The sequence below is a fragment of the Chloroflexus islandicus genome (assembly GCF_001650695.1).
Taxonomy (GTDB): Bacteria; Chloroflexota; Chloroflexia; order Chloroflexales; family Chloroflexaceae; genus Chloroflexus; species Chloroflexus islandicus.
Genome location: NZ_LWQS01000060.1, coordinates 177938 through 189801 on the forward strand (window position 1 = coordinate 177938; position 11864 = coordinate 189801).

Below are 11864 nucleotides of genomic sequence, written 5' to 3' on the forward strand. Positions count from 1 at the left end.
CGGCGGGCCGCCGCCACATCGCCGCCTTGCACTACCGTTGCCAGCACTGCGTTCTCGATCACCGACAGCCACGGCAGCAGCGCATCGCGTTGCGGCATGTAGGCCACCTGCCCGCGCCGGCCCGTCACGTCTACGCCGTCGATGCGCACAGCGCCGGCATCGGGCCGTTCAAGGCCGGCAATGATGTTAAACAGAGTCGTCTTACCGCTGCCGCTCGGCCCGATCACGGCGACAAACTCCCCCGCCGCGACCTGCATACTCAGCCGGTCGAGCACTGGCACCGGCCCGGCGGGGGTAGCGAACGTTTTGCTGATGGAGTGGAGTTCAAGGGTTGGCATGGCGTTGGTTACGAATAAGGACACCGCGTAGGGACACAGCGGCGCTGTGTCCCTACGGCGGTTACGGCAAGAATGCGTTGGTAAAGGCCTTGTCCGGTTCGATCATGCGGGCAATGAGGTTGCGGTCGGCCATCCATTGGGCATAGGCGCGCCAGACCTCGAGTTTCTGCTCACCCCAACGCGGCGCTTCGGCCTGATACTGGCCGGCCAAATACTGCTGGCTGCGCCGCACCAGCTCGGCGTCGAGTTCGGGAGCAGCTTTGAGCAAGATGTCGGCGGCCTCGGCAGGTTGCTCAATCGCAAACCGATAGCCGGCGCTGGTCGCGGCGAGGAAGCGCCGCACCAGATCGGGTTGCTCGGCGATCAGCTTCTCGCTGGTGATGAGCACCGGCGTGTAGTAGTCGGGAATGCACTGCACGTCGTTCATCATCACAATATTGATCGGCACGCCGCGCACCTCGGCCTCGATGCCAGTCCAACCTTTGAAAATCCAGACAAAATCAACCTCGTTGCGCTCGGTGGCGACGAAGAAATCAGAGCTGCCGATGTCAACGAACTGCACCTGATCGAATTGGTCGCCGGCGCCGGCGCATTCGAGCAGGCCGCGGATCACCGCCGCTTCGATGGGCGAGCCAAACGAGCCATACTTTTTGCCGATGAAATCGCGCGGGCTGGTGATGCCCTCTTCGGCGCGGCTAGCAAAGCCGCTGGTGTTGTGCTGGATGATAGCGGCAATTGAAACGATCGGCACCCCTTCAACCCGAGCTTGTGTCACCGCCTCTTGGTACGAGATGCCGAAATCGAGCCGGCCAGCGGCTACCAACTGCTCGACGGTACCACCCTCTTGCGCGCCGAGAATCTCGACTTCTAAACCTTGCTGCGCGTAGTAGCCTTTAGCTTGGGCCACATAAAGACCGGTATGGTTGGTATTAGGCGTCCAATCCAACCCCACCCGCACCTTGGTGGGCGGGGTTTGAGTCGCTGCTGGCGTTGCCGCGCCACCGCCGCACGCGGTCAGCACGATCATCAACGCGAGCAAAAACCATCTGCGCATCAGCGTTCTCCCTTCCAAAACACGATCCAGCGTTCGAGCAGACTGACCAAGGTAAAGAGGACAATCGTCAGCAACGACGTCACCAGTGCGGCGACAAAGACCTGATCGGTGCGAAAGGCGCGCAACGAGCGGGCGATGTAGACCCCCAACCCGGCGCTAGCCCCGATCCACTCGGCCAAGACCGCACCGATAACGCTATAGGTAATCGCGACTTTAATGCCGGTAAAGATGGCCGGCAGCGCGGCGCGCAACCGCAACAGGCGGAGCAATTGCCAATAGTTGGCCCCCATCGCCTCAAGCAGACGGCGCTGGTCGCGATCAGCACTTTGCAGGCCGTCGATGGTATTGACCACAATTGGAAAGAAAGTTATCAGCGCCACCACCAGCACCTTGGGCAACAGACCAAACCCGAACCCGACCACCAGCAGCGGCGCAATCGCCACGATCGGCACGGTTTGCGACGTGACCAGCAGCGGGTAGACGGCGCGGCGCAGCAGCGGCGAGGCATCGAGGGCCACCCCCAACCCAAACCCCGCCGCCAAGGCCAACGCAAAACCGGGGATAGTCACGGTCAGCGTCGCCATAGTATGCTCGGCCAAGACCGGCAAGCTGGTCACGAAGGTCAGCGCAATCTGGGAGGGGGCCGGCAACAGCCACGCCGGCACGGCCCAATACCAGACTAGGCCTTCCCAGACCAGCAGCAGGCCGATGACGAGCAAGGCCGGCGGGCCGTACTCGGCCAAGCCGGTGCGCCATGAGAGGCGGGTGGAGCCAGCGGGAGGCGTGACCGAGATTGGCGCCGAAACCTCTTCACTCATACTTCGCCAGCTTCTCGGCAATTGACGAGCCATTCGGATCGTAGTCAATCTTGATCAAGGTGAACACGCGGCTAGCGCCGGCAGCCAGCACCGCTTCTTGGGCTCGCTTAATCACCGCCATAATCGCATCGTAATCCCCTTCAATCGTTGTCTCCATCGGGCAAACACGGTAGGTCAGGCCGCTCTCGGCGACGACGGCAATCGCCGCATCGACAGCAGCATAGGTCGTTGCTTTATCAGGCAAACCACCGGGCAACACCTCAAAACTGACGGTGACAGCAGGCATAGCGTCCTCCTTATTGCGCCAACAACAAAAACCGCCGCTCCAGCGATAGGAAGCGACGGTACTATGACCAGAAAGCCTTCCCTCCGCTGGCATAACCCAGATCAGGTTCAAAGGGTCAACGGCATCAATCGGGCCGCAATCTCAGCCGGGCTCACCCGGCTCCCCTGGCTGCGCCGAAGCGCTTGATTCAGTTGTGTTAAGAATGATAGAAGGAAGCGGGCCGGCTGTCAAGCGCCGGAGGTAGCAATACCGCCAAGAGGCTTTGGGTTGAGAGCAGCCATACAGTAAACGACCGGCTAGCGCCGGTCGTGCGTGGTGGGCCGCCTCGGATTCGAACCGAGAACCTGTCGGTTATGAGCCGATTGCTCTGCCATTGAGCTAGCGGCCCGTCTCGCCCTATTATAGCGAGGGGAAGGGGGTGGCGTCAATGTGGGATGTCGAGGAGTAGCGGAGGTAGTTTGTTTTACCACAGAGGTCGCAGAGCACGCAGAGGGTGAAGGACAGAGGGTGAGGGTAAAACTCGACACTAGCCCAGTCCTGAAGGATTGGGCTATACATACAGAGACCACGGCGCAGGCTGATGGGCCCATCCCCGGCCCCTCCCCCGCTGGGGGAGGGGGAGAGCAGCTCATCGCCGAGGGTGTAGAGGCCCCGGCGGATGATATCGATTCCCATTATCTCTGCGCCCCTTTGCGTACTTTGCGCCTTTGCTCGCTCTGCGTCTTGGTGTTGGCCCGCATCCCCCGGCCCCTTCTCCCACCTGATGGCGGGAGAAGGGGAGCCGCTAGGTGGGCGGGAGAGGCACTGCTCAAGCGGCACGGAGCAGCGCCCCTCTCCCGCGACGCGGGAGAGGGGTTGGGGGTGAGGGTCTATGTACCGCAGAGGACGCAGCAAGATCCCCCTTCGGCGGCAAGGTTCCGCTCGCGTGCTCGCGGGGGATTGCTTCGCTGCGCTGCGCTCCGCTCGCAATGACAACCGGGGAGGCGGCGCTTCCCCCAACCCCTTTGCGCCCTCTGCGTTCTCTGTGCCTTTGCGTGTAACACCTCTGCGCCTCTGCGCGCTTTGCCGCGTTGCGTTGCCGCCCGCATCCCCCGGCCCCTTCTCCCACCTGACGGCGGGAGAAGGGGAGCCGCTAGGTGGGCGGGAGAGGCACTGCTCAAGCGGCACGGAGCAATGCCCCTCTGCCGCGCTAGTTCAAGGGCGGACAGAATATCTGTCTGGAACCCGGCCCTCAAGGGCCGGGCTAGGGGTACGAAGTCCGCTGCGCGGGCTGATCCCCCACCCCTTGCCCCTCCCCCGCTGGGGGAGGGGTGATGGGGAGCGCAGCCCGGAGCTTGACGGCATCACACAGCAATCGACAGTTGCACGCGATCAAACGTTCTGTCCGCTCCTTAACCTGCGCTAGTGGGAGAGGGGCTTGGGGTGAGGGTGAACCAGTATATCGCAACGCCTTCAACCACATCTGGGCTTATGTGTTCTGTCCACCCTTGCACCCTCCGGGGAAGAGTGAAAACTTCTCACCCCCTTCAGCCCAATGCTCCTCTGAAAAGGTAGGAAACGCTCTTAACTAGCAGGGCGCTGGCCAACCACCAACAACATCGAGCGCGTTGGCGGAATGGCAGCGGTCAGCGCGAAGAACAATGCTTTCGCCAACAGCCGATGCGGCGCGCTGAATAAGCGGCCCGCTTCGAGGCCGACCCGTTCCCACGGCGCTTCAAACCGCTTGAGGGCAATCCGAAAGCCGGCTTGCTCAACCAGCCACGTCAATTCGCTCATCGTATAGGTACGGCTATGAGTGGTATAGCGGGCCTCGCCTTCGAGCAGCATCTGATGGCGAAACTCTTCAGGTGTGCTGAGGCTCTGCCACAGCAGCATGCGCAGAATCGCGCGGGCCCGGCTCTTGAGGTAGAGTTCGTTGGGAGTCGTAATCAGCAACCGGCCACCGGGCCGCAAGACGCGGTAAAATTCGCGCAAGATCGGCAAGGGCGAATAGACCATGTGCTCGATCACTTCGGAAAAGACCACCCAATCGAAACTGGCATCGGGGTACGGCACCGGTTCGCGTTCAAGGTTAACCTGTCGCACTTCAACGCCTAACCGATCCCAGAGCGCCTTGCGAGTAAAGGGGTCAAGGTCGGCGCCGCTGACCGTAAAGCCAGCGCCAACCAACAACTCGGTAAACTGGCCCGGCGTCACCCCGACCTCAAGCACCCGCGCGCCGTTGGCCGGCCCCATCGCGCGCAGCATCGCTGCGAAACGGTGGCGATGCAAGCGAAAATAAGCTTCTTTGCCATCGGCCCGTGCGCTCTGGGCAACGCGGGCAAACAGGGCAGATTCTTCAACCTTGGTCATGGTTTGTTCGTCAATCATCATAGCGGTTGCCGCCTCCAGCGGCGCCGCGCCGTATAGTATCATACTCGCGACAGATCGGCGAGTCGGGTAGCGTTTCTACTCGACGGGAAGGAGCATGATGATGTATCTACCTCCAACTTCGACAGCACCCCAACGCAGCGAACTGAGCCGGCTATTTCTGCGCTGGCTGATCTACTCGTTGGCAATTTTTGCCGCGGTATGGCTTGTACCGGGGATCGAGTTTACCGGGCCGGGTTGGCAAATTGGGATCGTGGCGCTGCTGTTTGGGCTGCTGAATGCGCTCTTGCGGCCACTGCTCTACTTCCTCACTTGCCCGCTGGTTATTCTGACGCTAGGTCTGTTTGGATTGGTGATCAACGCGCTCCTGTTGGGCTTAACCTCAGCGCTGGCCGACCAACTCGGGATCAATTTCGTGGTGAATGGCTTCTGGCCGGCCTTTTTTGGCGGCATGGTGATTTCGATTGTCAGCACGGCGCTGCAATATCTGGCCGGAGACGTGCAGTTTCGGATTGTGGTCGAACGCCGGCCATGGGATTGAGAAGAGGGATACGGGCAGAGCGGCGCTCTGCCCGTACTGATCGCGAAAAGCCTTATCCGCTCTTAAATCCGCTCACGGGCGCGATGGAGCCGGATCGTGCGGGTGAGCAGCGTTGCGCCAAGCAACAGTACGCCAAGGAAGGGTATCCCGGCGCTGGTGTTGGGTAACGGCGCCTGACCGCCGCTCTGGCCGCCGGCAGCCGGTGGGGTGGGTGTGACGGTAGCCGTAGGAGCCATGCCGCCACCGAGCACCGCACCAGCCGTAGCGGTTGGGCTAGAGGGCGCGGTGGTGGTAGTCGCAGTGGCTGTCACACCTGCTGTAGCCGTTGCGGTTGGACTCGTCACCGGCGCGAGCGTTGCCGTCGCCGTAACCACTTGCTGATCACCAACCACCAACACCGTACTGATATTCGAGAAGACGGGCCGGCTCAAGCCGCTATAACTCGCTTGGGCCTGCACCACTAACAACGTCCCCGCAGCGACATTGGGGCGAATACGGGTGGCAATCGTGACTTGCACGCGCTCACCGGGCGCAAGATCAGGCGCGGTATAGGTGACAGTCTGACCACTGATCACAGGATCAGATCCACGATTCGTATTTGCGCTCAGCACTTGCAAATTTGACGGCAGTACACTGCGCAAACTGACCGCGCTGATCGTCTGGGCCGGATGTGTATTACCTAACACCACCGTAAACACAATATCCTGCCCGGCATAGGCACTACCCCAATCGCTGGAGAGGCGCAACAGCAAGTCGCCTTCGCTAAACACAGCCGGAGCCGGCGGTTCGGTCGGCGTTGGCGACACCGCCGGGCGCGACGTTGCGGTTGGTGATGCAGCCGGGCGTGGCGGGGCCGTCGGACGCGGCGCTACGGTCGCCACTGGCGCGGGCGGCGGCGGCTCAGTCGGTAAGACTGGCGGCGCGGGCGGCAAGGTTGGCGCGGGCGGCGAGGTCGGTGCGGGTGGCGAGGTCGGTGCCGGTGGCCGCGGCGGCGAGGTCGGTGCCGGTGGCCGCGGCGACGCGGTTGGAACCGGGGTTGGCGTCCGCGGCGAGATAGGCGTGATCGTTGCTACTGGCGTCACGACACTCGTCGGCGTTGTTGTTAGCGATGTCGGGGTGGGCGTCGGCGTGAAGGTAGACGTTGCCACCGGCGTTGGCGTGGCCGGTGTGGCAGTGGCCGGCGATGTCGGCACTGTCGAGCCGGCAACCGTCACATTCACGATATTCGACGAGGCAATCTGTAAACTACCCTGTTCAAGTGTAGCCTGATTAGGAATCACCACTCCTTCACTGGTCGTTGAACGGACACGCACCTGCAACGTCACTGAAGCTGGATTGAGCGTGCTCACATTGAGCGTGCAGAGCACGGTCTGGCCAGCAAAACAAGTGCCGGACAACGCCGAAGCTTCGACCAATTCTAAGCGGGGATCCAATGCATCACGCAGGGTAACGGTCAACGTACCCGCGCTCTGAGTCGTCACTGCTAAACTATAGCTAAACGTCTGGCCGGGGGCGACAGTAGCCAACGAAGCAACTTTTGTCACCCGAGTTGATCCCGGCGTGGGCGAAGGGGTGAGCGTTGCCACCGGCGTCGCCGTCTCAACCGTCGGCGTCACCGGCGTCGCCGTCTCAACCGTCGGCGTCACCGGCGTCGCCGTCTCAACCGTCGGCGTCACCGGCGTCGCTGTCTCAACCGTCGGCGTCACCGGCGTCGCCGTCTCAACCGTCGGCGTCACCGGCGTCGCTGTCTCAACCGTCGGCGTCACCGGCGTCGCTGTCTCAACCGTCGGCGTCGCTGGCGTTGTTGTCACTGGCGTCGGTGAATTCACTGGGGTAAACGTTGGCGGGCGCTGTTCGAGACTAGCGGCTGTTTCTGTTGCTGCCGCCAACCCCTGTGCTGGAGCGACCGGCGGGCGCAACCAGTTGAGCGCTTCGAGCGTCAGCGGCACCACAATCATCAAAACGCTCACCGCAATCGCCATGAGTTCCCAGATCGTCCACGGCGCCGGAGCACGGCCACGACCGGGGGGCAAATTGGCGGAGCGCGACGGTTTCGGCGGCATAGAGCCTCCTCGTCTCACCTGAGCGGGCGCGAGTCAATCAGATCGGCAACAACGATCAGGCGTTGCGTATCCCAGTTCGTACAAGTAATCAGCGTGAGCACAGGTGACGGCGTCGGATCCATCACCTCGACTTGGGTGGGCCAGACATTGCGCGTTTCACGCACGCGGTAGCGGTAGAGCCAGCCACCCGCCTCTAAGAATATCTCATCACCCGCCTTGAGGGCCGGCAGATCACGAAATACTGCACCACGGAGGCCAGCATGGCCGGACAAGACCGTATTGCCCACCGTGCCCGGCAACGCAGTGCCGTGATGGTAGCCAGCGGCATATTCGGCGACCTGCCAAGCGCCATCAACCACAAAGACCTCGTAGATTGACGTATCAAGCTGGATGCTGGGAATGCGCAACCGCTGCGGACGCGGATCGGTTTCCGGCAAGGGTTGCAGGCGTGGTTGCGGAGCTAGATAATCGGGCGGTTCGATCGCCATTTCCGGCGCCGTAAACGGCAACGCCGGCAGATGAGGCGCAGCAGCGGGAGGCGCAACCGGCCCCGGCGGTTGCGGCAGCGGATCAGAAACGGTGACGGGCGGTTGCGCTTGGCCTTGCCATGCCCGCCACCAATCACGTCCATAGCCATCGATCAGCCAGTAGGCGAAAACGGCGATCATCGCCACAAAGAGGGCGACTTCGGCGATGAGCAATACACGGTCAACCCACGTGCGCCGCAAGAAACCACGCAAGGCTTGCTCGCGATGCGCAGCGCGCGAACGCAGTTGCGCCGGACGCAACGGGTCGCGCCGGCCCGGTAGGTCGTTCAGAAGCAACTCTTGCAGCAAATCGTGGTCGCTGACACGCTGCACCGGCGGCGGCGACGACCGTGGTGTGGCGGAGCGGCGCTGCGGAAATGTGGTCATCGTTGTAACGTTTCTGATGCCTAGCGTGAACGGTGTATCTGCGCGAGCGCGCACGCTGCTCTAACGCACGCAACCTGCTTTCATCTTGAGGAACGAGCGAATCCGAGTTTTTTGCGCTCTGTAGTCAACCAACTTGCTTGCCGATTGCAAGAATTATACACGACGATTGAGCGCTCTGCAATAGTCTGGCCGATAGAATGAGCCATGCGCAGCGATCATTTCTCATGAAGTGTAAAATAAAGCGTCTACGCAAGTGCAGCACAGAGGCGCTCGATCCCGGCAGCAAAGAGCGCCGGTTCGGAGAGCGCCGAAATCATGATGTGGCAGCCGTGTACCTCGCCGTAGAAGTAGCCGGGATGGACAAACACCCCCTGTTCGAGCAAGTAGAGAGCCAGCGCCTCTTCGTCGTCCCAACCGCTGATGGCCGGGAAGAGGTAATAGCCGCCGGCAGGCGGACGGGCATGGATGCGCGGATGATTGGCGAATTGGTGCAGGGCAAAGGTGATATTCGCACGCACACGAGACACCATCGTCGTCACAAAGGGTTCGCCCTCTGCAAACAGGGTTGGCAACAGAAACTGGCTGAGCGCATTCGCTCCGAGCAGCGTATCGTTGAGCAATTCGAGCCGGGGAGCGAAGACGCGCGCCGGACGATTAAGCGCGATCCAGCCTAACTTCAGGTCGGGCAGGGCAAAGAGTTTGGAAATCCCGTTGAGCGTAAAGACCGGCAGATCGGAGTGGAGCGCGGCGAGCGGCGGGGTCGCCGGCGCGCCGTAGGTGAAGGGAGCAAAGACCTCATCACAGATGACCGGAATACCAAGCAGGTCGAGCGTCGCTATGTGGCGATCAACGATCGCGCCGGTCGGGTTATGTGGCGAGACGATCAAGATCGCGCGGGTGCGCTCATCGGCGGCGCGGCGCAGCGAGCGGGCATTGATCCGCCAATCGCGCTCTTCGTCAAGCTGGTAGCTGCGCAGTTCCAGATTGCGCAGCGCGGCGAGGTATTCAAACAGTGGGTAGGTGACATTCGGCACGAGCAGATTGTCACCGGGATCGGCGAGTAAGGCAAAGAGGAGGCTGTAGGCTTCGCTGGTACTGGCCGTGAGAAAGATATCGTCGGGTGTCACGGCCAACGGCGGCGAACGGCGAGCGTAGTAGGCGGCAACCGCTTCACGCGCCGCTAGATCGCCGCGCGGATCGGGCCGGTAACGGCGAGCAGGCCAGTAGGCGGCAGCGGCTGTCGCCAACACCTCAGGCGGGAAGAGCAAGCCTTGCGCGGTAGGGTTGCTACTGGTCAAATCGATCAGATCACCACGGGCCGCGCGCGCCTGCCGGGCCTGTTCAAGCCGGTTCGGGGTGAGATCGAGCTGGGCAAAGACGCCGGCCATTGTGGTTCACCCATTGAGCGAGCTGGTGAGATGGCGCCAGAAGGCATCGCGTTCGCCGGGCACAAACGGCAGATAGAGCGCCACCCGGTCGAGCAGACCTTCATACCGTTCTCGCAACGCTGCCGGCAAATCAGCCGGATCAGCTTCGACAGCAAAGGTCGCTAGCATCGTCTCATCGATCAGGCTGGGCATCTCGGCCCACCGCTGTTGCGCCGCCAAGCGCGACAGCGCTTCGCCTACCTCTTCCCAACCATGGCAGGCCAGCACAGCGCGATAGGTCGGCGTCGAGGCATAAAACGCGATCTGCTGGCGAGCAAAAGCCCGCATCCGTTCGCGTTCGGCCTGATCATTGCCGGTGATGACCAGCGCACTGCCGGCAATCGCGCACGCCGCCGGATCGCGCCCGGCAGCCGCCGCGCCCTGCGCGATCTGCGGACGCAGCACGTCGCGTAGGTAACGGGCGCTGTTGAGGGGATGGGCATGGAAGCCGTCGCACACTTCGCCGGCCAGATGGGCGAGACCGGTATTGACCCCGGCGATGTAGATGGGAATGTTGGGATGGGCAATCGGGCCGGGGTTAAAGAAGGGCGTCATCAGGGTATGCTGGTAGTATTGGCCGCGATAATCGAGTTTGCCGCCGGTCTGCCAGCATTGCCAAATCGCGCGCAGGGCGCCGATGTAGTCGCGCAACCGGCCCACTGGCGCATCCCATACACTGCTAAACCGGCGCTCGATATGGGCCTTGACTTGGGTACCCAGCCCCAACACGAAACGCCCGCCGCTAAAGCCGGCCAAATCCCATGCGATCTGGGCCGTCACCATCGGGCTGCGGGGGAAGGCAATCGCCACCGCGGTGCCAAGCGTGAGCTGGCGGGTATGTTCGGCGGCAACGGCCAAGGCGAGAAACGGATTATGGGCCGTTTCCGGCGCCCAGAGCGCGGCAAAACCGATCGCTTCAGCAGCTTGCGCCACAACGGCAGCGTTCGGCAAGGGATTGGCGTCAACTTGAAAAGCGGCGTCGAGCAAGAGCATAGTGTTCTCCGTGACAGGGCGGTCTCTAAATGGGTATGATAGCAGATGTTAGGGCAAGGTGAGGAATTGTGCCCAGCTCTTCAGGGCTGGACTACCACTGCGAAGCCGGTTGCGTGGGCTAAGTGTAAATAGCCACGAAGAGTCACAAAAGACCAAAAAAATCTAAGAGGGTCTTTTGGCGCGGTTTGGGTGTTTTGGCGGCTATTCATCACTCATCCCACCGCAGAGGAAGGGTTGGGGATGGCGACCAAATGCCACCCCGACACGATGCACAAATGATCCTGTTCGATGCGTGATGGCCTCCCGCTCTTGGGGGAGATTGCTTCGCCTCGCGGCGGGCCGAGCGGCGCTCGGCCCCGACCGCTCGGCTCGCAATGACAAGCGGGAAGCGGCTCTGCCCCAAAAGCCTTTGCATCCTGCGCGCTTTTGTGTTAAACATCCTTGCGTTTTTGGGTTGACTCCCTCACCCCCCAGCCCCCTCTCCCACCTCACGGCGGGAGAGGGGGAGCCGCTTAGTCGCCGCGCAAGGCACAGCTTCAGCGCACGAATGTAGCATCTCGCTCCCCCGTCAGTAGGTTTATGGACGGACAGAACATCTGGCCCGGAGCCCGGCCCTGAAGGGCCGGGCTCGAGCTACGAAGCCCGCTGCGCGGGCTATTTTCTATGGAGTGCGGCAGTTAAACTGCCGCACTCCACATCACAAGTTTGCTACCTTGCGCAAGACCGCCGCCCCTGCCGCATGCCGTAGAGCAAGCACAGAAGGGTGGGGGCCACATCCCCGGCCCTGAAAGACGGGACTAGGGTTGCGAAGTCTGCTATCAAGAGTCACAAAAGCCCCAACATCTCAGAGGGTCTTTTTGTGAGTTTTGGGTGTTTTGGTGGCTATTCATCACTCATCCCACCGCAGAGGAAGGGTTGGGAATGGCGACCAAATACCGCCACGACACGATGCCCACATGATACCTTTTCGCTGAGTGATAGAGTCCCGCTCTTGGGGGAGATTGCTTCGCCTCGCGGCGGGCCGAGCGGCGCTCGGCCCCGACCGCTCGGCTCGCAATGA

General features: G+C 61.9%; 10 protein-coding genes, 1 tRNA gene and 1 riboswitch. Of the genes, 1 reads left to right on the forward strand and 10 read right to left on the reverse strand.

Annotation, left to right across the window (positions count from 1 at the left end; translation table 11 throughout):
- The 6 genes from A6A03_RS20895 to A6A03_RS12220 all read right to left on the reverse strand — a co-directional run.
- The coding region (locus tag A6A03_RS20895; protein ID WP_245668971.1) for an ATP-binding cassette domain-containing protein at positions 1–338 on the reverse strand (338 nt) is incomplete at its 3' end.
- Between the two features lie 61 nt (positions 339–399).
- A complete protein-coding gene (locus A6A03_RS12195) occupies positions 400–1392 on the reverse strand; it encodes an ABC transporter substrate-binding protein (protein ID WP_066788570.1) in 993 nt (330 codons plus the stop codon).
- The gene (locus A6A03_RS12200; RefSeq protein WP_066788572.1) at positions 1392–2210 is read right to left on the reverse strand and encodes an ABC transporter permease; all 819 of its coding nucleotides are present in this window, start codon (positions 2208–2210) and stop codon (positions 1392–1394) included. The genes A6A03_RS12195 and A6A03_RS12200 overlap by 1 nt, the downstream gene beginning before the upstream one ends.
- Positions 2203–2496 (reverse strand): thiamine-binding protein, encoded by a 294-nt coding sequence (locus A6A03_RS12205; protein WP_066788574.1) that lies wholly within the window; start codon positions 2494–2496, stop codon positions 2203–2205. The genes A6A03_RS12200 and A6A03_RS12205 overlap by 8 nt, the downstream gene beginning before the upstream one ends.
- A 60-nt stretch (positions 2497–2556) precedes the next feature.
- Positions 2557–2672, reverse strand: a riboswitch (TPP riboswitch).
- A 137-nt stretch (positions 2673–2809) separates the two neighbouring features.
- Positions 2810–2884, reverse strand: a tRNA-Ile gene (locus A6A03_RS12210).
- Between the two features lie 1175 nt (positions 2885–4059).
- Entirely contained in the window at positions 4060–4866 is an 807-nt protein-coding gene (locus A6A03_RS12220; protein WP_082908966.1) for a class I SAM-dependent methyltransferase, read from the reverse strand.
- Between the two features lie 100 nt (positions 4867–4966).
- On the opposite strand from A6A03_RS12220, the gene A6A03_RS12225 reads away from it, so the two are divergent.
- Complete coding sequence (locus A6A03_RS12225) at positions 4967–5407, forward strand: phage holin family protein (protein WP_245668972.1); 441 nt, start codon at positions 4967–4969, stop codon at positions 5405–5407.
- A gap of 62 nt (positions 5408–5469) precedes the next feature.
- On the opposite strand, the gene A6A03_RS12230 is transcribed toward A6A03_RS12225, so the two are convergent.
- The 4 genes from A6A03_RS12230 to A6A03_RS12245 all read right to left on the reverse strand — a co-directional run bounded on the left by A6A03_RS12230 (position 5470) and on the right by A6A03_RS12245 (position 10804).
- Positions 5470–7470: a hypothetical protein gene (locus A6A03_RS12230; protein WP_066788580.1), complete on the reverse strand. Its 2001-nt coding sequence runs from the start codon at positions 7468–7470 to the stop codon at positions 5470–5472.
- A 14-nt stretch (positions 7471–7484) separates the two neighbouring features.
- Complete coding sequence (locus A6A03_RS12235; RefSeq protein WP_066788584.1) at positions 7485–8384, reverse strand: sortase; 900 nt, start codon at positions 8382–8384, stop codon at positions 7485–7487.
- A 245-nt stretch (positions 8385–8629) separates the two neighbouring features.
- Entirely contained in the window at positions 8630–9772 is a 1143-nt protein-coding gene (locus A6A03_RS12240) for a pyridoxal phosphate-dependent aminotransferase (protein ID WP_066788587.1), read from the reverse strand.
- 6 nt (positions 9773–9778) lie between these two features.
- Complete coding sequence (locus A6A03_RS12245) at positions 9779–10804, reverse strand: TIGR03617 family F420-dependent LLM class oxidoreductase (RefSeq protein ID WP_066788590.1); 1026 nt, start codon at positions 10802–10804, stop codon at positions 9779–9781.
- Between the last annotated feature and the right edge of the window lie 1060 nt (positions 10805–11864).